The 23,345-nt window shown below is 69.1% G+C and carries 27 protein-coding genes, 1 tRNA gene and 1 pseudogene; 10 read left to right on the top strand and 19 right to left on the bottom strand.

Features of this window, described 5'->3' with window-relative positions:
- Positions 1-56 precede the first annotated feature (56 nt).
- The 5 genes from LG388_RS03170 to LG388_RS03150 all read right to left on the bottom strand — a co-directional run bounded on the left by LG388_RS03170 (position 57) and on the right by LG388_RS03150 (position 6,790).
- Entirely contained in the window at positions 57-1,265 is a 1,209-nt protein-coding gene (locus LG388_RS03170) for an MFS transporter (protein WP_370630089.1), read from the bottom strand.
- 156 nt (positions 1,266-1,421) lie between these two features.
- Positions 1,422-2,426 carry a TRAP transporter substrate-binding protein gene (locus LG388_RS03165; protein WP_225781380.1) on the bottom strand — a complete coding sequence of 335 codons (1,005 nt, stop codon included), beginning with the start codon at positions 2,424-2,426 and terminating at the stop codon, positions 1,422-1,424.
- A 79-nt stretch (positions 2,427-2,505) separates the two neighbouring features.
- Positions 2,506-3,339: a shikimate dehydrogenase gene (locus LG388_RS03160; protein ID WP_225781379.1), complete on the bottom strand. Its 834-nt coding sequence runs from the start codon at positions 3,337-3,339 to the stop codon at positions 2,506-2,508.
- Positions 3,340-3,374: 35 nt separating this feature from the next.
- A complete protein-coding gene (locus LG388_RS03155; protein ID WP_225781378.1) occupies positions 3,375-4,790 on the bottom strand; it encodes an MFS transporter in 1,416 nt (471 codons plus the stop codon).
- 17 nt (positions 4,791-4,807) lie between these two features.
- On the bottom strand, positions 4,808-6,790 hold the full coding sequence (locus LG388_RS03150) for a bifunctional sugar phosphate isomerase/epimerase/4-hydroxyphenylpyruvate dioxygenase family protein (RefSeq protein WP_225781377.1): 1,983 nt from the start codon (positions 6,788-6,790) through the stop codon (positions 4,808-4,810).
- A gap of 493 nt (positions 6,791-7,283) precedes the next feature.
- Between LG388_RS03150 and LG388_RS03145 the strand changes: the two genes are divergently transcribed.
- Positions 7,284-8,246 carry an IS110 family transposase gene (locus LG388_RS03145; protein ID WP_225781376.1) on the top strand — a complete coding sequence of 321 codons (963 nt, stop codon included), beginning with the start codon at positions 7,284-7,286 and terminating at the stop codon, positions 8,244-8,246.
- Positions 8,247-8,433: 187 nt separating this feature from the next.
- Here LG388_RS03145 and LG388_RS03140 read toward each other — a convergent pair whose 3' ends face one another.
- On the bottom strand, positions 8,434-9,345 hold the full coding sequence (locus LG388_RS03140; RefSeq protein WP_225781375.1) for a shikimate dehydrogenase: 912 nt from the start codon (positions 9,343-9,345) through the stop codon (positions 8,434-8,436).
- A 257-nt stretch (positions 9,346-9,602) separates the two neighbouring features.
- Between LG388_RS03140 and LG388_RS03135 the strand changes: the two genes are divergently transcribed.
- A complete protein-coding gene (locus tag LG388_RS03135) occupies positions 9,603-10,442 on the top strand; it encodes an IclR family transcriptional regulator C-terminal domain-containing protein (protein ID WP_225781374.1) in 840 nt (279 codons plus the stop codon).
- A gap of 44 nt (positions 10,443-10,486) precedes the next feature.
- On the opposite strand, the gene LG388_RS26620 is transcribed toward LG388_RS03135, so the two are convergent.
- Complete coding sequence (locus LG388_RS26620; RefSeq protein WP_255632133.1) at positions 10,487-10,621, bottom strand: hypothetical protein; 135 nt, start codon at positions 10,619-10,621, stop codon at positions 10,487-10,489.
- Between the two features lie 165 nt (positions 10,622-10,786).
- Here LG388_RS26620 and LG388_RS03130 point away from each other — a divergent pair, with 165 nt between their 5' ends.
- The 4 genes from LG388_RS03130 to LG388_RS03115 all read left to right on the top strand — a co-directional run bounded on the left by LG388_RS03130 (position 10,787) and on the right by LG388_RS03115 (position 12,868).
- The gene (locus tag LG388_RS03130) at positions 10,787-10,933 is read left to right on the top strand and encodes a hypothetical protein (RefSeq protein WP_225781373.1); all 147 of its coding nucleotides are present in this window, start codon (positions 10,787-10,789) and stop codon (positions 10,931-10,933) included.
- Positions 10,934-11,014: 81 nt separating this feature from the next.
- Positions 11,015-11,299 (top strand): hypothetical protein, encoded by a 285-nt coding sequence (locus tag LG388_RS03125; protein WP_225781372.1) that lies wholly within the window; start codon positions 11,015-11,017, stop codon positions 11,297-11,299.
- 311 nt (positions 11,300-11,610) lie between these two features.
- Positions 11,611-11,898 (top strand): hypothetical protein, encoded by a 288-nt coding sequence (locus tag LG388_RS03120; protein ID WP_225781371.1) that lies wholly within the window; start codon positions 11,611-11,613, stop codon positions 11,896-11,898.
- Positions 11,899-11,971: 73 nt separating this feature from the next.
- Entirely contained in the window at positions 11,972-12,868 is an 897-nt protein-coding gene (locus tag LG388_RS03115) for an alpha/beta fold hydrolase (protein ID WP_225781370.1), read from the top strand.
- A gap of 20 nt (positions 12,869-12,888) precedes the next feature.
- On the opposite strand, the gene LG388_RS03110 is transcribed toward LG388_RS03115, so the two are convergent.
- The gene (locus LG388_RS03110) at positions 12,889-13,983 is read right to left on the bottom strand and encodes a hypothetical protein (RefSeq protein ID WP_225781369.1); all 1,095 of its coding nucleotides are present in this window, start codon (positions 13,981-13,983) and stop codon (positions 12,889-12,891) included.
- Positions 13,984-14,361: 378 nt separating this feature from the next.
- Between LG388_RS03110 and LG388_RS03105 the strand changes: the two genes are divergently transcribed.
- On the top strand, positions 14,362-14,559 hold the full coding sequence (locus LG388_RS03105) for a hypothetical protein (protein ID WP_225781368.1): 198 nt from the start codon (positions 14,362-14,364) through the stop codon (positions 14,557-14,559).
- A gap of 111 nt (positions 14,560-14,670) precedes the next feature.
- Here the strand turns inward: LG388_RS03105 and LG388_RS03100 are convergent, their stop codons facing one another.
- From LG388_RS03100 to LG388_RS03090, 3 genes are all read right to left on the bottom strand, one after another.
- Positions 14,671-14,928, bottom strand: a complete 258-nt coding sequence (locus tag LG388_RS03100) for a hypothetical protein (RefSeq protein WP_225781367.1) — start codon at positions 14,926-14,928, stop codon at positions 14,671-14,673.
- 20 nt (positions 14,929-14,948) lie between these two features.
- Positions 14,949-15,182, bottom strand: coding sequence for a hypothetical protein (locus tag LG388_RS03095; RefSeq protein ID WP_225781366.1), 234 nt, complete (start codon positions 15,180-15,182; stop codon positions 14,949-14,951).
- Positions 15,183-15,266: 84 nt separating this feature from the next.
- Complete coding sequence (locus tag LG388_RS03090) at positions 15,267-15,503, bottom strand: carboxylesterase family protein (RefSeq protein ID WP_370630103.1); 237 nt, start codon at positions 15,501-15,503, stop codon at positions 15,267-15,269.
- Between the two features lie 115 nt (positions 15,504-15,618).
- Between LG388_RS03090 and LG388_RS03085 the strand changes: the two genes are divergently transcribed.
- Entirely contained in the window at positions 15,619-16,287 is a 669-nt protein-coding gene (locus LG388_RS03085; RefSeq protein ID WP_225781365.1) for an amino acid ABC transporter substrate-binding protein, read from the top strand.
- On the opposite strand, the gene LG388_RS03080 is transcribed toward LG388_RS03085, so the two are convergent.
- Entirely contained in the window at positions 16,275-17,309 is a 1,035-nt protein-coding gene (locus tag LG388_RS03080; RefSeq protein ID WP_225781364.1) for an IS630 family transposase, read from the bottom strand. The genes LG388_RS03085 and LG388_RS03080 overlap by 13 nt on opposite strands.
- 55 nt (positions 17,310-17,364) lie before the next feature.
- Here LG388_RS03080 and LG388_RS03075 point away from each other — a divergent pair.
- Positions 17,365-17,631 (top strand): annotated as a pseudogene (locus LG388_RS03075) (transporter substrate-binding domain-containing protein); the annotation flags it as partial.
- The gene (locus LG388_RS03070) at positions 17,628-18,398 is read left to right on the top strand and encodes an aspartate/glutamate racemase family protein (protein WP_225781363.1); all 771 of its coding nucleotides are present in this window, start codon (positions 17,628-17,630) and stop codon (positions 18,396-18,398) included. The pseudogene LG388_RS03075 and the gene LG388_RS03070, both read left to right, overlap by 4 nt.
- Before the next feature lie 71 nt (positions 18,399-18,469).
- Here the strand turns inward: LG388_RS03070 and LG388_RS03065 are convergent, their stop codons facing one another.
- The 7 genes from LG388_RS03065 to pyrR form a co-directional block, all read right to left on the bottom strand.
- Positions 18,470-19,375 carry a LysR family transcriptional regulator gene (locus LG388_RS03065; RefSeq protein WP_225781362.1) on the bottom strand — a complete coding sequence of 302 codons (906 nt, stop codon included), beginning with the start codon at positions 19,373-19,375 and terminating at the stop codon, positions 18,470-18,472.
- A gap of 24 nt (positions 19,376-19,399) precedes the next feature.
- Entirely contained in the window at positions 19,400-19,528 is a 129-nt protein-coding gene (locus LG388_RS26615) for a hypothetical protein (protein WP_255632132.1), read from the bottom strand.
- A gap of 42 nt (positions 19,529-19,570) precedes the next feature.
- A tRNA-Arg gene (locus LG388_RS03060) sits at positions 19,571-19,645 on the bottom strand.
- 77 nt (positions 19,646-19,722) lie between these two features.
- Positions 19,723-20,481: a 1-acyl-sn-glycerol-3-phosphate acyltransferase gene (locus tag LG388_RS03055; RefSeq protein ID WP_225781361.1), complete on the bottom strand. Its 759-nt coding sequence runs from the start codon at positions 20,479-20,481 to the stop codon at positions 19,723-19,725.
- 12 nt (positions 20,482-20,493) lie between these two features.
- On the bottom strand, positions 20,494-21,798 hold the full coding sequence (locus LG388_RS03050; RefSeq protein ID WP_225781360.1) for a dihydroorotase: 1,305 nt from the start codon (positions 21,796-21,798) through the stop codon (positions 20,494-20,496).
- A 4-nt stretch (positions 21,799-21,802) separates the two neighbouring features.
- Positions 21,803-22,765 (bottom strand): aspartate carbamoyltransferase catalytic subunit, encoded by a 963-nt coding sequence (locus LG388_RS03045; protein ID WP_225781359.1) that lies wholly within the window; start codon positions 22,763-22,765, stop codon positions 21,803-21,805.
- Between the two features lie 50 nt (positions 22,766-22,815).
- Entirely contained in the window at positions 22,816-23,337 is a 522-nt protein-coding gene (gene pyrR / locus LG388_RS03040; RefSeq protein WP_370630088.1) for a bifunctional pyr operon transcriptional regulator/uracil phosphoribosyltransferase PyrR, read from the bottom strand.
- Positions 23,338-23,345: the final 8 nt, after the last annotated feature.

The following is a 23,345-nucleotide window of genomic DNA, read 5'->3' as shown; positions in this document are numbered from 1 at the left end:
GGACGCGGACCCGGCGCCAGGCGAACTCGCACGCCTGCTGCGCCGGATGCGCCGGGTCAGCGCGCGCGGTACAGCCGCGGCAGGCCCCACCACGCAAGCACCATCAGCAGGGCGCCCGCACCCAGCATGGGCAGCACCATGGGCCAAGCCCCGGCGCTGAGCTGCGGATCGACGAACTGGGCCGCCACCTGGCCCACGCAGAAAGCGGCCGCCATCATGCCGAAGCCCGACCAGGACACGGCGCGGCCGGCCTGCTGCGGCAGGTCGGCCACCGCACCGGCCTGGCCGCAGGGCTGGTGGATGCCATGGCCCAGCACGTAGACCGCGTGGCCCAGCAGCAGCGGCCACGCCGCCCGCGGGGCCAGCAGGCACCCCAGGGCCTGGATGCAGGGGCCGGCCAGGCTGAGCGACGCCCCGATGCGCACCGTGCGCAGCGGCCCCCAGCGGCGCAGCAACCGCCGGCACGCGATCGTGCTGCCGATGTAGACCAGCGAACCACCGGCCGGAATCCAGCCGTACAGCGTGGGCGACAGGCCCAGGTACTCGATGTAGACCATGGGCGAGAGCAGCAGGAAGCAGAAGATGCCGGCATAGGTGCTGGCCGCCACCGAGGCCCAGAGGCGGAAGCTGCGGCTGGCGAAGACCTTGCGCACGCTGCCGGCCGGGCCCGCGCGCGCACCGTCGCGCGGCAAGGTCTCGGCGAAGCCGCGCCAGCACAGCGCCCACAGCACGGCTGCATAGGCGGCCATGGCCACCATCACCCAGCGCCAGCCGGCCAGCTGCACCACCCAGGCGCCCAGCAGCGGCGCCATCAGCGCGACGATGCCCAGGCCCGTGAGCCCGCGCGCCATCACGTGCAGGCCGTCCTGCGGCGCATACAGGTCGCGCACGGCCGCGCGCGCGCACACCAGCACGGCGGCCATGGCCGCCCCCTGCAGGGCGCGGCAGGCCACGAGCATGGGCACATGGAAGGACACCGCGCTGCCCAGCCCGGCCAGCACGTAGCAGGCCAGCCCCATCAGCAGCAGCGGCCGGCGCCCCCAGCGATCGGCCAGTGGCCCGCACAGCAGCTGCGCGATGCCGAAGGCCAGCACGAAGACGGTGAGGCTGGCGCTGGCCGAGCCCAGCGCGCGGGCAATGGCCGGGAGGGCGGGCAGGTAGCTGTCGGTGGCCACCGGCTGCGCGGCCAGCAGCAGCGGCAACAGCAGCGCGAAGGGCAGCGGCTTGTGCACGGCGCCATTCTTCGCAAGCGGCGTGCCACTCATGGCGCGCGAGCCGGCAGGGACAGGCGCCGCAGACGAGGCCAGGCAGGACGCCCGCGCGGCAACGCGCGCAGCTGCGGCGGGAACGAAAGAAGGAACCGGTGGATCACGGGGCCTCGAAGCGCGGCACGCCAGGCGCCGCCCCCTTCATTGTGCGCACTACTGGCGCGCCTTCGCGATCTCGGCCATCAGTTCCTTGACCGTGGCTTCGCCCACGCTGGCCGTGTACTTGTCGATCACGGGCTTGACCTTCTCGCGCAGCTTGGCCAACTCGGCCGGCGGCAGTTCGGTGACGGTGATGCCGGCCTTCTTCAGCTCGGCCAGCGCCGAGTCGGCGGCGCCGCGCGACACGCCGCGCTGGAAGGCGGTGGCCTCGGCCGCGGCCTCGCTCACGATCTTCTTCTCGTCGGCCGAGAGCTGGTCCCAGAACTTCTTGCTGATGATCAGCGCCTGCGGGTTGTAGATGTGGCGCGTCTCGGTCAGGTGCTTCTGCACTTCGGCGAAGCGCGAGGACAGGATCACCGTGTTCGGGTTCTCCTGGCCGTCCACCACGCGCTGCTCCAGCGCCGGGTACAGCTCGGGGAAGGGCAGCGGCGTGGCGTTGGCGCCCAGCGCGGCGAACAGGTCGATGTAGATGGGCGACTGGATCACGCGCACCTTCAGGCCCGCGATGTCCTCGGCCTTGGCGACGGGGCGGCGGCTGTTGGTGAGGTTGCGAAAGCCCAGGTCCCAGTAGCCCAGGCCATGCATCTGCTTGTCTTCGAGCTTGGCCAGCAGCTTCTTGCCGAAGGCGCCGTCGGTCACGGCGTCGGCCTCCTTCGCATTGCCGAAGAGGAAGGGGAAGTCGTAGACTGCGAACTCCTTGACCTGCGCGGCCAGGATGCCGGCGTTGAGCACCGTCATCTCCACCGTGCCGCCCTGCAGCGCCGATACGGTCTGCAGGTCGCCGCCCAGCGTGCCGCCGGGGAAGAGCTTCACGTTCAGCTTGTGGCCCGATTTCTGGGCCACCAGTTCGGCGAATTTCTGCGCGCCCTGCGCCTGCGGATGGCCGGTCTGGTTCTGGAACGCGAACTTGATCGTGCGCTCCTTGACCTGGGCGGCGGCCAGGCCGGTGGCGCCCAGCGCGGTGGCGGCCACCATCGCGGCGATGAACAGTCTTCTCATGGCTTGTCTCCTTCTTCTCTTGGGGTTGGCGAAATCGAGGCCGGCGGCTTTGGCCCGCGCAACGGGGTGCGAACGGTCCTCAGTATTGCAGTCGGGCGACGGCACGCAGGGCCTCGGCCGTGGTGGTGCCGAAGCCGAAGAACTCCAGGTAGGCGGGGATCTGCTCGAACAGCATGTCGGTGCCCACCTGCACGGGGCAGCCGCGCGCCAGCGCCGCCTTCAGCAGCGGCGTGTGCTCGGCCTTCATCACCACCTCGCCGACGAAGGTCGTGGGCGCGATGCGGTCGATGTCGAAGGGCAGCGGGTCGCCCTCCTTCATGCCCAGCGGCGTGGCGTTGACGATCACGTCCCAGCCCGCCGGGTCCCGGGAGCCGGTGCGCACCTCGAGCTGCGGGTAATGCTCACGCAGCCGGCCGGCCAGCGCGTCGGCCGCGGCCGGGTTCGCGTCGAAGAGCATCAGCTCCGCCGCGCCCGCAGCGGCCATGGACGCGGCGATGGCCGAGCCCACGCCGCCCGAGCCCGACACCAGCACGCGCGCGCCGGCAAGGCTGCGGCCCTTGCGCTGCACGCCGCGCACGAAGCCCGCGCCGTCGAACATGTCGCCCAGCAGCGTGCCGTCGGCGCGCTTGAGGATCGCGTTGCAGGCGCCGGCGATCCGGGCCGTGGGCGTGGCCTCATGAACCAGGCCCAGCGTGCTGATCTTGTGCGGCATGGTCACGAGTGCGCCGCGGATGTTCGTGAAGCGCATGATCTGCGGCAGCGAGGCCGCATAGTCCTCGCCCTTCACGCCCATGGGCACGACCACGGCGTCGATGCCCTGCTGCTCGAACCAGGGGTTGTAGATCATCGGCGCCTTGAACGTCTCGGTGGGGTAGCCGAGGTGGGCGATGAGCGTGGTCTTGCCGGAAATCATGGGCGAGGGAAGAAGAAGTCAACGGGGGAAGGAAATCAGGCCGCGGCATGGCCGCTGCGTGCCGGGCGCGCGGCCAGGGCCTCTTCGCGCAGCCGATCGTAGTCGGCCTTGTTCAGCGGACGCGCGTCGGGCTTGCCGAGTTCGTTCATGGGCACGCGGAAGGTCTCTCGGGCGCTCAGGGCGGCCAAGGCGGCGATGACGGTGATGCCGAAGGCGATGGCACCGACCTTGATCCAGATGTTCGCCGAGCCCGGGGGCGCGACGAAGGTGAAGAGCGCCGGCAGCATGGCGGTGATGGCGGTGCCCACGTTCTGCGAGATGGCCATGGCCGACACCCGGGTGCGGGTGGGGAACAGCTCGGGGTAGAACGAAGGGAACACCGCGTTGTAGCCCTGGTAGACCACGCCCCACATCAAGAGCGACATGCAGATGGCCAGCGGCACGTTCTTGATGCTGATGGCGTAGAGGTAGCCGAAGGCCAGCAGGCCCGAGGCCAGCGCGCCCACGATGATGGGCGGACGGCGGCCGACCTTGTCGGACAGGTTGCCCACGAAGGGAATCACCAGCACGGCCAGCAAGTTGCCCAGCACGGGGATCCAGAGGTAGATGTCCTTGGCGAAGCCGATGCCGTAGGCCGGCTGCACGGCGTAGGCGGCCCCGAAGATGGTGGCGACCACGGGGATCACGTTCATGAGCGCCATGCACACCACACGAAACATGTCGGCCGAGCTGTACTTGAAAGCGTCGAGGATGGGCGAGCGCGCGCGTTCCTTCTGCGCGGTCTTGTCGGTGAAGGCGGGCGTCTCGGCCACTTCGCGGCGGATGATCCAGCCGGCCACGATGACGATGAAGCTCAGCAGGAAGGGAATGCGCCAGCCCCAGCTGTTGAACTGCTCGGCGGGCATGTAGTGGGCCAGCGGCAGGAACACGGCGGCCGCCAGGATCTGGCCGGCCTGCACGCCCTGCAGCGAGAAGCTGGCGAAGAAGCCGCGGCGCCCGAAGGGCGCGTGCTCCATGATCATCGAGCTGGCGCCCGAGATCTCGCCCGCCACCGCGAAGCCCTGGACCAGCCGGCACAGCACCAGCAGCGCGGGTGCCCACAGGCCGATCTGCTCGTAGGTGGGCAGCAGGCCCACGGCGATGGTCGAGAAGCCCATCAGGAACATGCACCACACCAGCACCTGCTTGCGGCCGTGCGTGTCGCCGATGTGGCCCAGCACGAAGGCGCCGATGGGCCGCGCCACGTAGCCCACGCCGTAGGTGGCGAGCGACGCGATGATGCCGATGGCCGGGTCGCCCTGGGGGAAGAAGATCTGCGGAAAGATCAGCGCCGCGGCGGTGGCGTAGATGAAGAAGTCGTAGTACTCGAGCGCAGAGCCGATCCAGCCGCTGGCGGCGGCCTTCTTCGACTGGTGCTGGCCCTCGGGCTCGTGCGCGATGGCAGTGGACATGGCGTCTGCGATGAGGATCAATCGTGGCGGGCAGGCCCGCGCGGGGGAACAGGGGAAGGCGGGAGGGAAACGGGAGGCGGGAATCCGTGCGACTGCAGGGCCTGCGAAGCCATGCGCGCCGGCGCATTGGCGGCGCCGTAGGCGTCGTAGCCGTCGATGCGCTGCACCACCTCGAAGAACAGCCCCTGCTCGAGGCTTTCGGTGTAGATGTGCAGGTAGTCGCCCGCGGCCGACCGGTCGAACAGGATGCCCGCCGCGCGCAGGCGTGCGACGAAGGCCTCGTCCAGCTCGATGCGGGTGGGCAGGTCGTCGTAGTAGTTGCCCGAGATGGGCACGAAGCGCACGCCGGCCGCGCGCAGCTTCTGCACCGTGGCGAAGATGTCGTCGCAGCGCAGGGCGATGTGGTGCACCGCGCCGCCGCCGGTGCGCGTGAGCGTGCGCGCGGTGTGCGTGCGCTGGCTCAGCGAGGCATTGAGCACCAGGCGCACGCGGCGTCCGGCATCGGCCACGCCGCGGCTGCGCACCAGGCCGAAGGGGTCGGCCAGTTCCAGGCTTTCGCCCGGGATGAGGCCGAGGACGGCGCGCGAGAACAGCACCCAGGTGTCCAGCTGGTCCAGCGCCAGGCCCAGCGCCACATGGTCCACGGCTTTCAGGCCATGGCCAGGGACCGCGCCCCCGGCACCGGCGGCCTCGTCGGTCACGAAATCCGCGAGCAACAGCGCGGCGGCGGGCTGGTCGCCCGGCATGAAGTGCAGGAGATTGCCGCCCGGCGCCACGATGGCCGGCAGCGCCAGCTCGCCCGGACCGCGCGGGCTGTCGTGCCGCTGCGAGCACATGGCGGTGGCGCGCGCGGCGGCGGCCTCGGGGTCCTGCGCCTGCAGGCCCAGCGCGCAGACCGAGGTGCCGTGCAGTGCGAAACGCTCGCTGGCAAAGGAATCGGGCTGCGCGTTGACGATGAAATGGATGTCGCCCTGGCGGTACAGCGTGACGGCCTTGGAGCGGTGCCGGCCGACGCGCGCGAAGCCCAGCTGGCGCAGCGTGCCGTCCAGGCGCTCGGCGGCCGGCGCGTCGACGGCGAATTCCAGGAAGCCGATGCCCTGCAGCGCCGGCGCGGGCGGCGGGCTGAAGAGCGGGACGGCCGGCGCCGGCGTCGCGGGCGCTGCCGGGGCCTCGGCCACCGCGCCCAGCCGCTCGCGCACCTGGCTTTCCAGCCACAGCAGCGAGCGCATCGCGTCCACGGCCGTGCGGCGGTTGGGCGTCTCGCGGAACACGTCGTTGAAGATTTCCAGCGACAGCGGGCCGGTGTAGCCCGCGCGCAGCGCCAGCTCGAAGAAGCCCACGCAGTCGAAGTCGCCCTGCCCCGGGAAGCTGCGGTGGTGGCGCGCCCATTGCAGCACGTCCATGGCCAGCAGCGGCGCATCGGCCATCTGCACGAAGAAGAGCTTCTCGCCCGGAATCTCCAGGATGCCGCGCGGATCGTCGTTGAGCGACAAGGTGTGGAAGCTGTCCAGGATCAGGCCCAGGCTCGGGTGATCGGCGCGCCGCACGAGGTCCCAGGCCTGGCCGTAGCGCGAGGTCACGCGGCCCCAGGCCAGCGCCTCGAAGCCCACGCGCAGGCCGCGGCGCGCGGCGCGCTCGGCCAGTTCGTGCAACTGCGCGGCGGCCAGCGCCAGGTCGTCCTTCACCAGCGGCGAGGTGTTGGAGCAGCACAGCACCAGCGACGCGCCCATGGCCTGCATGACGTCGAACTTGCGCTCGGCGCGCTCCAGGCTGCGGCGGAACTGCGCCTCGGGCATGCCCTCGAAGTCGCGGAAGGGCTGGTACAGGTCGATGGACAGGCCCAGGTCGCCGGCGATGCGGCCCAGTTCGGCGGCGGACCCCGGGAAGTGGATGAAGTCGGCTTCGAAGAGCTCGAAGCCGTCGAAGCCGGCGGCCGCGATGGCTTCCAGCTTCTCGCGCAGGGTGCCGCTCAGGGAGACGGTGGCGATGGAACGATGCATGGCGTCGGCCCCGGCTCAGCGCTGCGGCGCCATGGGGCCGGCCGCCGCAGCGGTGCGCGGCGTCGGGCATGCGAAGCGGAACGAAGACCCGCGGGCACAAGGGGAAGGCATGGGCGGAACTGTAGAAATCCCCCCTGCAGGCCCACAACGATGCGCCGGTAGGCCGCGTGCGATCATCGAACGCAGAGGTTCAACAATCGCGCATTCAAAGGGTTTGCCCTAGGCCCGAAAGAGGGCTGGCGGGATCGCCCAGGCGTCTGCTGCGGTGCCCAGGCACTGCCCGGAGCGCTTGTATCTTTAAACCAGACCAGCGCGGTAGAGTCTGACCGCCGTTGAGGCGGCCAGACCGGCCCGTGCAGTTTGGTAGCGGCTGGGGTGATCGAGCCCGTTTCTGAGTACAGAACGCACGGCCGCCGCGCTGGTCTCCGTCAAGCCCGAACGGTTACGCGCGCCTTCGATGAGTGCGCATGCACAAGCAAGGGTTCTGGAGATCATGTCTGTTTTGTCAGTGACGGTGGGCATCGACGTGGCCAAGGCGCACGTGGATGTCTGTGTGCTGGGTGCCAAGAGCGAAGCCCAGCGGTTGAACAACGATGCCGAAGGCCATTCGGCGCTGGCGGCGATGCTGCTGCCTGTGGGCGTGGGCCTGGTGGTGATGGAGGCCACCGGCGGTTACGAGGCGGCGCTGGCCTGTGCGCGGCAGGCGGCGGGCCTGCGCGTGGCCGTGGTCAAGGCGCGCCAGGCACGCGAGTTTGCCAAGTCCATGGGCCGTCTGGCCAAGACCGATGCGGTGGACGCGCGCATGCTGGCCGAACTGGCGGCGGTGCTGGTACGCCGTGAGGACCTGGAGCGTTTCCTGCGCCCGCTGGCCGACGAGCGCCAGCAGTGGCTGGCAGCCCTGGTCACGCGCAGGCGTCAGCTGTTGACCATGATGCATCCGGAGCGCCAGCGGCTGCAGATCACACCCAAGAAGCTGCACGTCAGCATCGATGCGATCGTGGCGGCAATCAAAGCACAGCTCGACGAGATCGAGGCGCAGATGCTCACCCACGTGCGCGAGCACTTCGCAGAGCTGAACAGCTTGTTGCAGTCCACGGCGGGGATCCGCCCGGGGGCCCGTGCGACGCTGATTGCCGAACTGCCAGAGCTGGGCAAGCTGAATCGACGCGAGATCGCTGCGCTGGTGGGCGTGGCGCCCATGGCCAACGACTCGGGCAGCAGCAAGGGGCGAAGGCGCGTGCAGGGCGGACGCTTTGAGGTCCGGCGCGTGCTGTACATGGCCACGCTGACAGCCACACGCTACAACCCGGCCATCAAGACCTTCTACGAGCGATTGAAGGCCGCGGGCAAGCTGCCCAAGGTCGCCCTGGTCGCCTGCATGCGCAAGCTGTTGACCACGCTCAACGCCATGGCCCGAACCGGCAAACATTGGGATAAATCGCTTCACGGCGCTTGACTTCAAAGACGGTTACTCAGAACGTGCGGATGAATCCGGCGTGGCCGAACGGACCGTCCAGGAGTGCGCGATCGAGGCGCGAAGCACAGCCATGGCCCCCGCCATGACGAGCATCTGCCACGATGAGGGCGTGCCACACTCGGGCAGTTCTGCCGGGATGAGCGGGCATGGGGGCGGTCACACCTTCTCAGGCCCCGATGTGGCGCACGGGGCGGTGGATTTCGCCGGCCAGGGCGGCGGGGTAGATCAGTTCGCGCAGGAAGTCGCAATCCTGGCGCACGAATTCGGCCGCTTCCTCGAGGCCGAAGTAGTCCATGTAATGCGACATCTGTTGGATCAGCATCTCGAAGCCCGGTTCGGCGCGCAGGCCGCGCGCCCGGGCCGCCTGCACCAGCGGCGTGGGCTGGTTGCGCAGCAGGATGTCGAACAGGGCCGCATGCGGCGCCATGCGCCCCACGTCGCAAGGCAGCTCGTCTTCGGGCTTCAGGCCCACCGAGGTGGCGTTGATGACCAGGTCGTAGTCGGCCGGGTCGGCGCTGGCGGCCACGCTCACGCGCGTGTCGAAGGCGGCGTCGATGCGTGCCGCCACGCCGGCCGCCTTGCCCGGCGCCGGGTCGTAGAAGGCGATGTGGCGCGCGCCGTTGTCGCCGCCGCCTTCGGCCAGCGATACACCGATGGCCGCCGCGCTCACGCCCGCGCCCAGGATCAGCACGCGCTGGCCGCGAAAGGCCATGCCGAAGCGGTCCAGCGCGCCCACGATGCCTTCGCCGTCGAACAGATCGCCTTCCAGGTCGCCGGTGTGCGTGCGGCGGATCACGTTGACCGAGCCGGCCACGCGCGCGAACAGGCCGCAGCCGTCGAGCAGGTCCACCGCCAGCGGCTTGTGCGGCGGCGCGATCACCATGCCCTTGACGTTGCGCGCCAGGAAGCTGGCCTTGAGCCAGACCGCGAAGTCGCGTGCGCGCACCTGCACCGGCAGCATCACGGCGTTGATGGCGCAGCGCTCGAACACGGCGTTGCACATGCGCGGCAGGCGCACGTTGATGACCGGATCGCCCGGGATCAGGTAAAGGTCGGTGTTGCCGGGAATGTCCGTCATGGGAAGCCTTGGAAGTCTGCGTGGGCCGGGTCGGCGCGGGCGCGCGGGGCGCCGCCCGCAGGATGCGGCCGAGGGGTGGATGCCGCCGATGATCGCACCGAAAGCGCGCCCGCCGCGCCGCCGCGCCGCCGTGCCAGCCGGCCGGGCTTGCCGCCGTGCGCGATGAACGGGCATGATCGGTCGATCAGCGAACGCGTCGCAACACCCTCTCTCTGCACCGGCCGGCGCCGCGCGGCCGCCGCTCTCTCTGCCCCCCCATGGACCTTCCCTCTTCCTCCGACCCCCTGCCGGACCGGGCCGGCCCGGCCCCGGGGGCCGCCGCGCAGGGCAGCGTGCCCGCCGGCCTGGACCGGCGCGACTGGATCGCCGGGCTGGAGCGCGGCCTGAGCATCATCGAGTCCTTCGACGACGCGCACCCGCGCATGACGGCCAGCGAAGCCGGCCAGCGCACCGGCATGACGCGCACCGCCGCACGCCGCTACCTGCTCACCCTGCAGCACATGGGCTACGTGGCCAGCGACGGCAAGCTGTTCTGGCTGACGCCGCGGGTGCTGCGCCTCGGGCAGTCGTACCTCGAATCGGCGCGGCTGCCGCGCATCGTGCAGCCCTTCCTGCAGCGCGTGACGGCGGGCACGCACGAGACGGCCTACCTCAGCGTGCTCGACGGAGACGACGTGGTCTACATCGCGCGCAACGGCCCCAACCGCAGCATGAACACGGGCTACGTGCTGGGCGCGCGCGTGCCGGCACAGGTCACGGCTTCGGGCATGCTGATGCTGGCGCTGCGCGACGACGACGCGGTCGCGCACTGGCTGGCCACGCACGAACTCAAGGTCTTCACCTCCTTCACCATCGCCGACAAGAACACGCTGAAGCAGGAATTCGCGCGCATCCGCGCACAGGGCTGGGCGCTGTCGGAACAGCAGCTGGACCTGAACTCGCGCGGCATCGCGGTGCCGCTGCGCGACCGGCACGGCGCCCTGGTCGGCGCGCTGAACATCACCATGCCGATGGGCCAGGAGCTCAGCAAGGACGCGGTGGCGCGCGTGCTGCCCGTGCTGCGCGAAGCGGCGCAGGCGATGCGCAACCAGATCTAGCGCGGCGGCCAGGCCGCCGGCCCCGCGCACGGCGGCGCAAGCGATTACCAGGGCACGAAGATCGCGATCAGCACAACGGCGACGATCACGGCCAGGAGGGTGGTCGTGCGCGCGTTCAGGAAGCCGTTACGGCTGGAGGACACGGGCACGGGCTTGGAGGTCTTGGTGGGGTCGGTCATGGCGCCACCCTAGCCTGCCGGACGGGGCTCGCGCCGTCGGACGGCAGCGGCGCCCGCGGCGCTGCGGGGCCCGCAACCGCCCAAGCCGGGGCCTACAGGCGGCGACAGAAGACGCCTACGGCTGCCGCGGGCCCGATGGCCTACCGTCAAGCGAAGGAGATCCCCATGGCCACCTTGCCCGGCGAGCAGCCCAACCCGGAGCCCGACATGCCGGCGCAGGACCTGCCGCATCACAGCCCGCCCGAAAGCCCGCCGCAGCCCGTGCAGGCCCCTGCGCCCACCGATTTCCCCGCGCCCGGGGTCGCCCCATGACCTGCTGGCCGCCGTCCTTGAACCCGGTCCGCCGGATCGACCGCGCCGGCTGAGCCAGCCCCTGCGCGCGCACCGCACACCATGGCTCTCACCGTCACCCTCCAGGACTATCCCCACGGCCACGTCGACGCCATCGTGCAGGCGATCCACCGCTTCCGGCGCGAGCTGGACCGGCGGCTGGGCGACCGGCTCGAGGATGCCGTGCGGGCCTACCAGAAGGTGGCCGCCTCGCCCACCGAACGCGTGAGCCCCGACATGCTGCGGCTGGCCAGCGACTGGTCGGCCGCCTACGAAGCCGCGAGCGCGGCCGGCCTCGAGAAGCTGCCCGAGCTGGGCGCGGCGTATTTCGAAGTGCGCCTGTCCTGACTGCTGCCCGACCTGGCATGCTCGGCCTGCGGCATGCCCGGAAGCAGGACGTCCGACCGAGGCGTCATTCTTCTTCTTGCCGAATGGAAAGCGCCCGCGGGGTGGCGGCAGTCCTTCCTTGCCTGAGAACCGGACCTTGCCGCCGGCTCCGGCATCCGGCCCCGCCTTTCCGCCGCCCAAGGCGCCGCGTCCCAGGACCGCCGTGGCCGGCCTGGCGCGCGGCCTCTCCCACTTCGCGCATCGGCATTGGATGACGCCTTTCACCCGCGAAGGCGGAACACTGGGGCTTTCCGCTGCGCCAGGAGCTCGCCATGCCCGATCCGAAACGATCCGACGCCACCCCTCTTCACGACGATGCCATGCTGCCCGGCGGGCAGGTGGTCAGCGGCGGCGGCGAGGGAAGGCCAGCGCTGGATTTCGACGATGAGGAAATCTACAGCGGCCGCGCCAAGGCGCGGCGCAGCGCAGGCACGACCGAGGCGCGCGGGGGCGACAGCGGCCGCGTCGCCCCGCCCGCGGAACAACTGGCACCGACCAACCGGCCCAGCGACCCCGACGCCCCGGACGGCCACGGCATCGACAGCCGCGGGCAGCGCTGAGCGCGACCCGGGGATGCGGCCTGCGCGCACCCGCGCGCGCCTTCCCGTCTCACATGTGCCCGGAGACCCCGCCATGCCGCCGATCGAACACCGGATGCTGCGCCTGCAGACGCTGACGCTGCATGTCGCGCTGGCCGGCGATGCGCAGGCACCGCTGGTGCTGCTGCTCCATGGCTTTCCCGAAACCTGGCAGGCCTGGGAGCGCCACATCGCGCCCCTGGTCGCCTGCGGCTGGCGCGTGGCCGCCGTCGACCAGCGCGGCTGCGGCAGCTCCGAGCGGCCGCGCGGACTGCGGGCCTATGCGCTGGACCGGCTGGCCGCCGATGTCGAGGAGGTGGCGGAAAGGCTGGGCGCCAGCCGCTTCTCGCTGGTCGGGCATGACTGGGGCGGCATCGTGGCCTGGCAGCTTGCGTCGGCCCGGCCCGGCAAGGTGGAGCGGCTGGTCATCCTCAACGCACCGCATCCCGCGGCGATGGGGGCCTATCTGTGGACCCACCCGTTCCAGTGGCTGCGCAGCGGGTATGTCGGCTTCTTCCAGCTGCCGCTGCTGCCGGAGGCCGTGCTGAGCGCGGGCGATTTCGCCTTGCCGACCCGTGCGCTGACGCACACGAGCCGCCCGAAGACCTTCGGCGCCGATCTGCTGGCCGCCTACCGGGCCGCCTGGGCGCAGCCCGGCGCGCTGACCGCGATGCTCAGCGTGTACCGGGCGCTGGTGCTCGCGCGGCCCCATCCCGGCCGCGTGCAGGCGCCCACGCTCGTGATCTGGGGCGATCGCGACACCGCGCTCGAACCGGGCCTGGCCGATGCCGCCCTGCAGCGCTGCGACAACGCAGAACTGGTGCGCCTGGCCGATGCCACGCACTGGCTGCACCACGAACAGCCGGTGAAGGTGTCGGGCCTGATCTGCGACTTCCTGGCGCAAGGGCATGCGCCCTCGCCCGCGCCCGCCACGGACACCCCGCCCGGCTGAGACCGAAGCCGCGGCACGCCTCAGGCCGGCGCGCCGTTCAGGCGCAGTTGCGTGAGTTCGCAGGCTTCCAGCCTGAGTTCGAGCTGCCCGGGCATCGCAGGCAGGCGCAGCGCCAGCTGCCCCCTCGCCTGGAGCCGGTCGAGGTGCACGGACTGCCCAGCGGCCGTGGCGCAAAGGTCCTGGGCCTGCAGCCGGCCGAAGTGCACCGACGCGCCTTCGCCCACCTCCTGGGCCTGCAGGCGCAAGCTGTTCGCGCCGTCGGCGCGGCCGCTCAGGCGCAGCGACAGGCCGGGCAGCTTCACCCACCCCTCGCCCAGTTGCAGGTGGCCGCGCAGGCTCGTGCGCTGCAGCAGCAGGCGGGCCTGTTCCGTCAGGCCCTGCGCCAGGCCCCCCAGCGACTGGCGCAGCAGGGCCTCGGCCAGCGGCTGCAGCCAGATGCGGCCGCGGTCGGAGACCCAGGAATTGAGCAGCGCGCCGCGGCGCTCGTAGTCGACCCCCGCGAGCGGCGGCGAGGCGAACTGATAGAGATAGCTGCGGCCGTGGGGTGCGTCCACGTACAGCCCCATGCGCGCCACGCCCATGCGCGAGTCGGGCCCCACATGGGCCACCGTGGCGTCATTGAAGTCGATCCGGCCGTCGCGCAGCCCGACGCGCACCGTGGCGTCGAAGAACAGGTGCGCATCCGTGATGCGGCCCGTCAGCTCGCCCGTGGCGGCGCCCAGGGGTTCGAGCTGCCAGTCGCCGCGCGCCGGCGGTAGGGGCGCGGACACCGCTGGCGGCGCCAGCTCCGCCTGCGCGCACGCCTGGGTCAGCACCACACGGTCGGCCTGCAGCCAGGCGCCGGCGTGCGCGGCCTGCATGGCGAAAGGCCGCACCTGCAGGCCTTCGATGCGGATCAGCTCTGCCCGCAGGACGAAGCCGGGACCGCGCAATCGGACATCGTGCAGTTCCAGCTCGGCCATGCGCAGCACCGCGTGCCCGGAGGCGTCCGGCGTCCAGGCCAGGCGGGACAGGGTGCAGGCGCCGACGGTCGCGTCCGCGGCCTCGCCGCCCCACAGGCGGCGGGCGACGGCGCGCCACAGGGGCTGCGCAGCGGTGCGGAAAGTCGATGTCATCGGTGGCGTCCTTTGGCGGCTCTGCCCGGCTCCATGGCCCGCAGGCGGCGCGGACGCTGCGGCCGGCCCGCAGCTTCGAGCACGCAAGCATGCCGGGCCGTCCGGGCCACGTCCGGTAGGCCGATGGCACCAGGGCTTGCAGGTGCGCGCATCCGCGCCTGCTGCCGGCAAGGCAGGGGCCGGATCACGGGTATGCCGCTTGCCGCCTGCCGTGCCAGCCAGCCTCTCGCCCCCTGCCATGCCTTTGCTCTACCGATCCAACGCGGGACGGCACCTGCCGCAAGGGGCGCCGGGGCCATCCGCTCATGCGCGTCGCCGCAGCGCGACGGCCGGGCTTGCGGCAGTCCGTGGCAGGCCAGCCGCCCGGGGAGGGTACCGATGACCGATCCCGAGGAGGCCGAGGCCCTGCGCATGGCCTTGGCCGCCGTCATGGCCAGCCATCCCCGGCCAGCCCAGGCCCTCGCGCAGCTCAGTGGGCTGATCGCCGAAGTCCAGGTGCGGGTGGAACTCGGCCTGGATCCGCGGGACGATCGCCTGCTCGCGGCGCTGCAGAAAATCCGGGCGGAGTTCGCGTAGTGCGCAACGCCGGCTGGCGTATGCCCTGCCCGCGCGGGGCCCGGCGATACCGGCACTTGCGGCAGACGCGCCGGTGATCCACGAGGCCTGCGGCTCGGGCGGCCCTCGCTTCTAGAGGCTTCCGAATTCCGTCGAGCCCGTCGGGTCGCGGCTCAGGTACTCGGCGATCCACGCCCGCGCCTTGTCGGCCAGCACGGTACGCGCCTCGCTTTCGGATTGCCCCTGGGCGGCAATCGAGAGCCGGCACATCGGCTGCAGCTTGCGCTTGACCTCTGCGACGTACTGATTGCCCTCGCAGATCAGATCCATCTCCCACTCTGCCGGCGCAAGCGGTTGGGTGTGCGGCGCATCAGGTCTGTCGAGCTTCATTCAAGCCTCCTGGCGCAAGCCTACACGCTCTGCGGTCGCAAGAGGTAAATCTTGATCCAGACCTCGGCCCTTGCCCTCAGTTCCTGCCGGGCCTGTTCCGGATCCACACCCTGGCCGGCGATGCTCAGCCGGCACATCAAGGAACCTGCCCGGGTGATCGTCGCGTAATGGGGAGCGCCGTCATGCGACAGCGTGAAGCTGATCTGCCATTCCGGCGGAATGACATGGGGAATCTGAACACGCGAACGTTTCATGGCAGGAGCCGAACCTTCCTGCCACGATCTCAGCAGGGCTGTAGGAACAGACCCGGGAGAATGGGTGGACATGCGCGCATGCTACTACTTAGCACTACGTGCGGGAACGGCCGTCGGGCACCCGATGGCCTTGTGGAACAGGCCCTTCGCCTGCGGCGAATTCATCAGCGAATAGACCTTCCCGCCACCGCCCGACTGGCCGAAGATCGTCACATTGCCGGGGTCCCCGCCGAAAGCCGCGATGCCGGACTTCTCCCACTGCAGCGCCGCGATGAGGTCCATCTGGCCATCGTTGCCCGACCCGCCATGGCTGAGAAGCACTGAGATGCGCTGCGCACTTTCATAGGACGGCCCTATGAAAAGCGGCGAAAAGCCGATCACCACTTCTACGCAGGCCTCCTAGCATTCGAGCCTCTCAACAAGCTCGGAGAACCTCATGAAGACAACTGCTGCAATCGCCGCCTCCATCGTTGCGCTCTCGATCACGACCTTTGCTGAGGCCCAATCGTCTCCGTCGACCATCGAGAAAGCGAAGTCATCGGGTGTCTTCACCATTGGGTATCGGGAAGCCTCGATTCCTTTCTCCTACTTGGGCACCAACGGCCAGCCCACCGGCTTTGGCTTCGAGATCTGCAACCGCATTGCAGATGAAGTGAAGAGGCTGACTGGCCGTTCGGATCTGATCGTGAAGACGCAGGCGGTCACGCCTCAGAACCGCATCGCACTCATCCAGAACGGCTCGGTGGATGTCGAATGCGGCTCCACCACCAACAACGCCGACCGGAACAAGCAAGTTGCGTTCGCGATCAACTACTTCTATACCGGCACGCGCTTGCTTGTGAAGGCTGACTCGCCAGTAAGGTCCTTGCAGGATCTGAAGGGGCGCAAAGTAGTTTCCACCACCGGCACCACCAACATGCTGGTGATCCGCAAGGCCGCGCGAGACCAGAATCTTGACGTCAACCTGATTGCAGCCAAAGATCACGGAGAGTCGGCGCTGCTGGTTGAAAGTGGTCGGGCAGATGCGTTCGCTATGGACGACATTCTTCTTTACGGCATTAAAGCTATTGATCCGGCCTCAATGAACTTGACTCAAGCCGCATAGCGTACCGTGGCGTGCTCGAAGTACTTGCGGATGCGCTCGGGCTGGCGTTGCACGCTGCGAAGGTGCTTGGCTGTGGCTTTGGCCAGTTGCAGCTTCGTTCGCGCCGGTGCCAGCTTCGTGACCGCCTGCTTGATATCCGCATTGGCCATCTCATCCGGGTTCAACTCCGGGCTATAGCTCGGTAGGTAGAACACCTCGATGGCATCGGCATGCTCGGCCAGCCAGGCCTTGACCGGTTTGGCATGATGCACCCGCAGGTTGTCCAGGATCAGGAACACCTTCTTGGTCTGTCCCTTGATCAGCCGGCGCAGGAAGTCGATCAGGATTGTGGTGTTGAGCGCCCCGTCAAAGATGCGCCAGCGCATCTGCCCTTTGTTGGTCACGGTGGAGATGACCGACAGGTTGTGGCGCTTGTTGTTGACCCGCACCACCGGCGTCTGGCCCTTGGGCGAAAAACCACGGCCGCGTACATCGTCGCTGCGCAGTCCACTCTCGTCGCCCCAGTGAATTTCGGCTCCCTCGGCCTTGGCCCGCGCGGCAATGGCGGGGGAGTCCTCGGCGAGCCACTTCTTGACCGCCGCCGGTGACTGCTCGTAGGCCTTCTTCATCGGCTTTTGCGGCGTGAAGCCCCAGCGCGCCAGGTACTTGCCCATGGTGCGCACTTGCAGTCGCAGCCCAAAGCGCTGTTCGATGAGTTGGGCCACAGCGGCGCGGGTCCACAGCGCGTAGGGCATCTTGAGCTGATCGGGCGTCTTGTCGGCGATGAGCTTGCGCACCAGGGCCTCCTGGGCGGGGTCGAGCAAGCGGTTTTCGCCGAGCTTGCGCCCGCCAATGGCGTCGTGCAGCGCCTTGGCACCGAGCGCCTCATGGCGTTTGCAGATGTTGAAGACGCCTGTGCGACTCAGGCCGGTGAGCGCGGCGATCTTGTCGTAGGTGTTGCCGGCCTTGCGTAGCCGGATGACCTGAACCCGGCGCTCATGCCGCGCTTCGTGGCTCAACGATCTCATGTCAGTTGCTTGCATGAATCCGAGTTGGGGGCGGTGCAGATAAATTCAAGTGCACAAGGGCCGAATCAATAACGCAACCAATCCGGCAAGTCTGGCTGTGGTGGGCGATGCGTTGCAGGTCGAGCCGTACTCGATCATGTTTCGAAAGGACGATCCTGCATTCAAGAAACTGGTCGACGGCGTGCTCACCAGCATGATCGCCAGCGGCGAGTTCGAGAAGCACTACGCCAAGTGGTTTCAATCGCCCATTCCCCCCAAAGGCATCAACTTGAATGCGCCGATGAGCGCCGAGCTTCTCGCAAACCTCCAAGCACTGTCCGACCAGCCTGCAGAATGATCTCGAAGCGTCTGCTGGGTGTGCTCGGGGGCATGGGCCCGCTGGCCACCATCGACTTCCTCAGCAAGTTGCTGTCAGCGACGCCGGCGAAGACGGATCAGGAGCACATCCCCTTCGTCGCTGCGTCGATTCCACAGGTGCCCGACCGTACAGCGGCATTCCTCGGTGAAGGCGAGTCGCCGCTCCCAGGAATGATCGAGAGCGGTAAGCGTCTTTTGGACGCTGGCGCAAGTCTCATCGTCATTCCCTGCAACACGGCTCATCTTTGGTACGAGCCGGTGCAGGAGGCGCTGGGTGTGCCGATGATTCACCTGGTCGACTCCGCCGTAGAGGATGCCGCCACCTATCTGGGCAGGCCTGCAGATCGGATCGGTTTGCTGGCCACCGATGCCACAGTTGCGTCGGGGCTTTATGTGAACCTTAAGTCAGCCAGTTCCGCCGGCGTGAACTGGTTGCTGCCCACGGCAGGGGAGATGGTGGACCTGGTCTCTCCGGGCATCGCAGCCGTCAAGGCAGGTGACACCAAGCTGGGTGAACAGCTCCTTGCTCAAGCGGCAGCCGCGCTGGGCAAGCGCGGCGCCAAGGCGATTGTGCTGGGGTGCACGGAGATTCCAGTTGTTCTGAATGACGCGAACTCGCCAGTCCCTGTTGTCGATGCGACGGCGTCACTCGCGCGCCGAGCCGTCGCATGGGCAATGGGCAGGATCGATGTCCCGGTGCCTGCCGTGGTGCCCATCTTTCCCGCTGCCCCAGCAGCGGCGGCCTAGCCATTCTTCTGGTGAGCGTCGGCAGGCAACTTGCCGAATCGATCGTGTGAACGAGCAGTGGAGGTGGTCAGTCAACATGACTGAGCGATCTGCGTGGTCCTGGTCGCAGCGCGGAACGCTCGGATAAAGTCCTCCACAGCCCTGGCCGAGCGCTGGCCGTTTGGCAACAGCGCCTTGATCTCCACGGCCACCTCTGGCAGAACGCTGCGGATATGCAGCAGCTTGCTTTTGGAGGCCTGCGCGGTGAATGAGTCGAGGATGGCAGGGCCGAATCCCTCTTCGGCCAGGACCATCGCGATGTGATGCGTCTGCACCGTGACGTTCGCTCGCGGCGCCATCCCCAGCCTTGACCATTGCTCAGCCAACATGGTCCCGATAGGGTCACGCTCGTCGATACGGATAAACGGGGTGCGCATGACCTCCTCGAGCGTGATGGTAGATCGCCGATCAGCCCCAGGCGCTCTCACGCGCGAGACGCAAACGAGCCGCCCTGTCGCAATCGGCTCTTCCTGCACTGCGGGATGGGACCGGCTCCCATAGACGATCCCGACATCAGCCTCTTGAAGGCCGATGGCCTGAGTGATCTCCTTGGAGTGCTGTATGCGTATGGAGACGTTCATGTCGGGGTGCTGCTTGCGAAAGATCCGCAGCGCGTCGGGCAGCGCACGTACGGCGAGCGAAGGTACGATCAGCAGTCGTAGACCTGTGGCCGTGTCGCCCCCCAGGGCGACCGACATGCGGCGCACCGTTTCCAGCTGCGTCATCAGTTGCTGCACTTCGGGGTACAGCGCATGCGCTTCGCTGGTCGGCACCAGCTTGCGGCGCTGGCGCGTGAACAGTGGATAGCCAAGTTGCAACTCTGCGTGGGCAAGCGCCTGCGTCACCGATGGCTGCGTCACGTGCAAGAGCTTCGCCGCGCCCCCCACGGTGCCCGTCAGCATGATGGCGTTAAAGACTTCGATGTGCTTGAGACGCATGCTTGGCAATCTGAGCAAGTGCAGTCAGTGGCTCGAATTATGCTGTCGAGGCAGGCCGAAAGGCTCATGGCGCGAGGACTTGTCCAGCAGGCCCGCCACACCGTCGGCGATGCCGTTCCAAGGCAAAGAAAAACCCGCCATGCCTTGCAGCATGCGGGCTTCGGTGATTCCATGAGATGACTGGGTAGGGCCTCATGGTGCCCCTGGCAGGAATCGAACCTGCATCTGCCCCTTAGGAGGGGGCCGTTCTATCCATTGAACTACAGAGACGGAACGCGCAACTTTAACCCATCCACAGTCGCGAAACGCCCGCGGCGCGGCGAGCCGGGGGCGCCGGCAGGCACGTTTCAGTTCGCATGCGCTTGGGCCTGCTCGCGCAGGGCCAGTACGTCGGCATGCAGCGATTGCGCCCACTCACGGCGGTCCCGCGCATGCGAATCCTGCGGTTCGCCGAAGCGCACGATGGCCAGCAGCGGCGGCGCGCACAGGGTGCGCCACAGGGAGCTGAGCAGCGTGTCTTCGTCCACGTAGCGCGGCGCGTAGCTGGTCTGGCCCGTGGCGGCGTCGACGAAGCGCAGCGCCGCCGGCAGCACGGGCACGCCCGCCGAGATGGCGGCCTGCAGCAAATTGGCATGGAAGGGCAGCAGCACCCGGCCATCGCTCGTCGTGCCTTCCGGGAACACGGCCAGGCGGTCGCCGTTGCGCAGCGCCTCGGTCATGTGGTGCACCACGCGCATCGCGTCACGGCGGCGTTCGCGCTCGATGTAGAGCGTGCCCGCTCCGCTGGCCATCAGGCCGATCAGCGGCCAGTTCTTGACCGCGGCCTTCGACACGAAGCGCACATGCCGCGCCGCATGCAGCACGAGGATGTCGAGCCAGGAGATGTGGTTGCTAATGAGCAGCAGCGGCACGCGCGCGGGCGGCGGCGTGCCCTGCACCTGCACCCGGATGCCCAGCACTTCCAGCATGCGGCGCGCCCAGCGTTCGACTTCGGCCGCGCGGTGCGCATCGTCCAGCAGCTCGAAGCGGGTGCGGATGGTCCACCAGCCGCGCAGCGCCACGGCCAGCGCGTGCAGCAGGCGGGCGATGGCGCGCAGGGTTCGCACGCGCGGCCTGTCTCAGGCTGCGGCGGCGGCAGGCGCGGCGGCTTCGTGCACGAGCTGCCCACCCACCAGCGTGGCGCGCACGCGGCCCTGCAGCGCATGGCCCGCGAAGGGCGTGTGCTTGCCCTGGCTGCGCAGCGCACCGGGCAGCACCTGCCATTCGGCATCGGGCTGCGCCACCACCAGGTCGGCGGCCGCGCCCACGCCCAGGCTGCCCAGGCGGGCGGCCGCGGGGCCGATCAGGCGCGCCGGCGCGGCAGTGATCACCTCCACCGCGCGCCGCAGCTCGACACCGTCCTGGCGGCTCCACTGCAGGGCCAGCGGCAGCAGCAGCTCCAGGCCCGTGGCGCCGGCCTCGCTCTCGGCGAAGGGCAGGGTCTTGGCATCGGCTTCGACCGGCGTGTGGTCGGACACCAGCGCGTCGATGGTGCCGTCGGCCAGCGCGGCCGAGAGCGCCTCGCGGTCGCGCTGCTGGCGCAGCGGCGGCGTCAGGCGCGCGCGGCTGTCGAAGTAGCCGATGTCGGTGTCGCTCAGCAGCAGCGAATTGATGCTGACGTCGCAGGTCACGGGCAGGCCCGCGGCCTTGGCCTCGCGCACCAGCTGCACGCCGGCCGCGCTCGACAGGCGGCACAGGTGCACGCGCGCGCCCGAGGACTTCATCAGTTCGAAGATGGTGAACAGCGCGATCGTCTCGGCCGCCACCGGCACGCCCGACAGGCCCAGGCGCGTGGCCAGCGCGCCGCTGGCGGCCACGCCCTTGCCCAGGTCGCGGTCCTGCGGGCGCAGCCACACGGTGTGGCCGAAGGTGCTGGCGTACTGCAGCGCGCGCTGCAGCACCTGGGTGTTGGTGAGCGGCACTTCGGCCTGGCCGAAGCCGATGCAGCCGGCTTCGCTGAGCTCGGCCATTTCGGTCAGCACCTCGCCCTGCAGGCCGCGCGTGAGCGCGCCCTGCGGGAACAGGCGCGCGCGCTGCAGCTTCTCGGCGCGGAACTTGAGCATTTCCACCAAGCCCGGCTCGTCGAGCACGGGGTCGGTGTCGGGCGGGCAGACCAGGCTGGTCACGCCGCCGGCCACGGCCGCGCCCATCTCGCTTTCCAGCATGCCTTCGTGCTCGTAGCCCGGTTCGCGCAGGCGCGCGCACAGGTCCACCAGGCCGGGCAGCACCAGGCAGCCGGTGGCGTCGATCTGCCGGTCGGCCTGGAAGCCAGCAGACACCTCGCCCAGCGCCTGGATCTTGCCATTCGCGATCGCCACCGTGGCGGTGCCGTCGAAGCCCGAAGCCGGGTCGATGACGCGGCCGTTGTTGATCAGGATGTTCATGGTCTTATGCCTCGTTCCCTGCCACGATGCTCATCACGGCCATGCGCACCGCGATGCCGAAAGTGACCTGCGGCAGGATCACGCTCTGCTTGCCGTCCACCACTTCCGATGCGATCTCCACGCCGCGGTTGATGGGGCCCGGGTGCATCACGATGGCATCGGGCCTGGCCAGTTGCAGCTTCTCGGGCGTGAGGCCGTAGGTCTTGAAATATTCCTGGCTCGACGGCAGCAGCGCGCCGCTCATGCGCTCGTTCTGCAGGCGCAGCATGATGACCACGTCGCAGCCGCGGATGCCCTCCTCCAGCGAATGGAAGACCTTCACGCCCATGGGCGCCAGGTCGCCCGGCACCAGCGTGCGCGGGCCCACCACGCGCACCTCGGCGGCGCCCAGCGTGGTGAGCGCATGGATGTCGGAGCGCGCCACGCGCGAATGCAGCACGTCGCCCACGATCGCCACCGTGAGGTTGCTGAAGTCCTTCTTGTAGTGGCGGATGGTGTACATGTCGAGCAGCCCCTGCGTGGGGTGCGCATGCCGGCCGTCGCCGGCGTTCACCACGTGCACATGCGGCGCCACGTGCTGCGCGATCAGGTACGGCGCGCCCGATTCGCTGTGCCGCACGACGAAGAGGTCGGCCGCCATCGCGCTCAGGTTGGCGATGGTGTCGAGCAGCGATTCGCCCTTGCTGGCCGAGCTGCGCGCGATGTCGAGGTTCAGCACGTCGGCCGACAGGCGCTTGGCCGCGATCTCGAAGGTGGTGCGCGTGCGCGTGCTGTTCTCGAAGAACAGGTTGAACACGCTCTTGCCGCGCAGGAGCGGCACCTTCTTGATCTCGCGGTCACTCACGCTCACGAAGTTCGCGGCCGTGTCGAGGATGTGCGTGAGGATGTCCCGGGGCAGACCCTCGATGGACAGCAGGTGGATCAGCTCGCCGTTCTTGTTGAGCTGGGGGTTGCGCTTGTACAGCATGGTTCAGGTCTCTCCAATCTCTGCATGGCCGCCGCGAAGGCGTGCACGCGTCACGCAGCGTCCTTGACCTGCAGGCTGAAGCCGCCGTCCTCGGCCCGTGCGAGCGCCACCGACTGCGTCGCCGGCACGCCTTCAAGCCGCACGGCTGCGAAGTCGGCCGACACGGGCAGTTCGCGCCCGCCGCGGTCCACCAGCACGGCCAGGCGCACGCAGGCGGGGCGGCCGAAGTCGAACAGCTCGTTGAGCACGGCGCGGATGGTGCGGCCGGTGTAGAGCACGTCGTCCAGGAGCAGCACGTCGGCGCCGTTCACGTCGAAGGGCAGCGTGGTCTGGGCGCTGGCGGCCAGGCCGCGGCGCGCGAAATCGTCGCGGTGCATGGCCGACGAAATGATGCCGGGCGCCCCGGGCAGGCCCAGGTCCTTTTGCAGGCGCTCGACCAGCCAGGCCCCGCCGGAGGTCACGCCGACCAGCCGGGTCTCAGGGCGCAGCAGCTGCTGCACACCGTCACGCAGGGTCTGGTAGGCGCGCTCGGCGTCCGGAAGGGGGCTGGCAGGTGGGCTCATGTCGTTCATTCGGTTTC

It is taken from the genome of Xenophilus sp. Marseille-Q4582 (genome assembly GCF_916700565.1).
In the GTDB taxonomy this organism is placed as follows: Bacteria; Pseudomonadota; Gammaproteobacteria; order Burkholderiales; family Burkholderiaceae_C; genus Xenophilus.
The sequence above is the reverse complement of the archived record's forward strand: the minus strand, read 5'-3'. Positions and strand labels throughout refer to the sequence as shown.

Bases quoted from the DNA above. Each gene is read 5' to 3' on its own strand.
- pyrR (WP_370630088.1), bottom strand. From the start codon at position 23,337: ATGAACGACATGAGCCCACCTGCCAGCCCCCTTCCGGACGCCGAGCGC.
- LG388_RS03165 (WP_225781380.1), bottom strand. From the start codon at position 2,426: ATGAGAAGACTGTTCATCGCCGCGATGGTGGCCGCCACCGCGCTGGGC.
- LG388_RS03070 (WP_225781363.1), top strand. From the start codon at position 17,628: ATGATCTCGAAGCGTCTGCTGGGTGTGCTCGGGGGCATGGGCCCGCTG.
- LG388_RS03095 (WP_225781366.1), bottom strand. From the start codon at position 15,182: ATGAAACGTTCGCGTGTTCAGATTCCCCATGTCATTCCGCCGGAATGG.
- LG388_RS03100 (WP_225781367.1), bottom strand. From the start codon at position 14,928: ATGAAGCTCGACAGACCTGATGCGCCGCACACCCAACCGCTTGCGCCG.
- LG388_RS03080 (WP_225781364.1), bottom strand. From the start codon at position 17,309: ATGCAAGCAACTGACATGAGATCGTTGAGCCACGAAGCGCGGCATGAG.
- LG388_RS03085 (WP_225781365.1), top strand. From the start codon at position 15,619: ATGAAGACAACTGCTGCAATCGCCGCCTCCATCGTTGCGCTCTCGATC.
- LG388_RS03135 (WP_225781374.1), top strand. From the start codon at position 9,603: ATGGACCTTCCCTCTTCCTCCGACCCCCTGCCGGACCGGGCCGGCCCG.
- LG388_RS03050 (WP_225781360.1), bottom strand. From the start codon at position 21,798: ATGAACATCCTGATCAACAACGGCCGCGTCATCGACCCGGCTTCGGGC.
- LG388_RS03110 (WP_225781369.1), bottom strand. From the start codon at position 13,983: ATGACATCGACTTTCCGCACCGCTGCGCAGCCCCTGTGGCGCGCCGTC.
- LG388_RS03105 (WP_225781368.1), top strand. From the start codon at position 14,362: ATGACCGATCCCGAGGAGGCCGAGGCCCTGCGCATGGCCTTGGCCGCC.
- LG388_RS03125 (WP_225781372.1), top strand. From the start codon at position 11,015: ATGGCTCTCACCGTCACCCTCCAGGACTATCCCCACGGCCACGTCGAC.
- LG388_RS03115 (WP_225781370.1), top strand. From the start codon at position 11,972: ATGCCGCCGATCGAACACCGGATGCTGCGCCTGCAGACGCTGACGCTG.
- LG388_RS03145 (WP_225781376.1), top strand. From the start codon at position 7,284: ATGTCTGTTTTGTCAGTGACGGTGGGCATCGACGTGGCCAAGGCGCAC.
- LG388_RS03065 (WP_225781362.1), bottom strand. From the start codon at position 19,375: ATGCGTCTCAAGCACATCGAAGTCTTTAACGCCATCATGCTGACGGGC.
- LG388_RS03150 (WP_225781377.1), bottom strand. From the start codon at position 6,790: ATGCATCGTTCCATCGCCACCGTCTCCCTGAGCGGCACCCTGCGCGAG.
- LG388_RS03130 (WP_225781373.1), top strand. From the start codon at position 10,787: ATGGCCACCTTGCCCGGCGAGCAGCCCAACCCGGAGCCCGACATGCCG.
- LG388_RS03120 (WP_225781371.1), top strand. From the start codon at position 11,611: ATGCCCGATCCGAAACGATCCGACGCCACCCCTCTTCACGACGATGCC.
- LG388_RS26620 (WP_255632133.1), bottom strand. From the start codon at position 10,621: ATGACCGACCCCACCAAGACCTCCAAGCCCGTGCCCGTGTCCTCCAGC.
- LG388_RS03160 (WP_225781379.1), bottom strand. From the start codon at position 3,339: ATGATTTCCGGCAAGACCACGCTCATCGCCCACCTCGGCTACCCCACC.
- LG388_RS03140 (WP_225781375.1), bottom strand. From the start codon at position 9,345: ATGACGGACATTCCCGGCAACACCGACCTTTACCTGATCCCGGGCGAT.
- LG388_RS26615 (WP_255632132.1), bottom strand. From the start codon at position 19,528: ATGCTGCAAGGCATGGCGGGTTTTTCTTTGCCTTGGAACGGCATCGCC.
- LG388_RS03045 (WP_225781359.1), bottom strand. From the start codon at position 22,765: ATGCTGTACAAGCGCAACCCCCAGCTCAACAAGAACGGCGAGCTGATC.
- LG388_RS03155 (WP_225781378.1), bottom strand. From the start codon at position 4,790: ATGTCCACTGCCATCGCGCACGAGCCCGAGGGCCAGCACCAGTCGAAG.
- LG388_RS03170 (WP_370630089.1), bottom strand. From the start codon at position 1,265: ATGAGTGGCACGCCGCTTGCGAAGAATGGCGCCGTGCACAAGCCGCTG.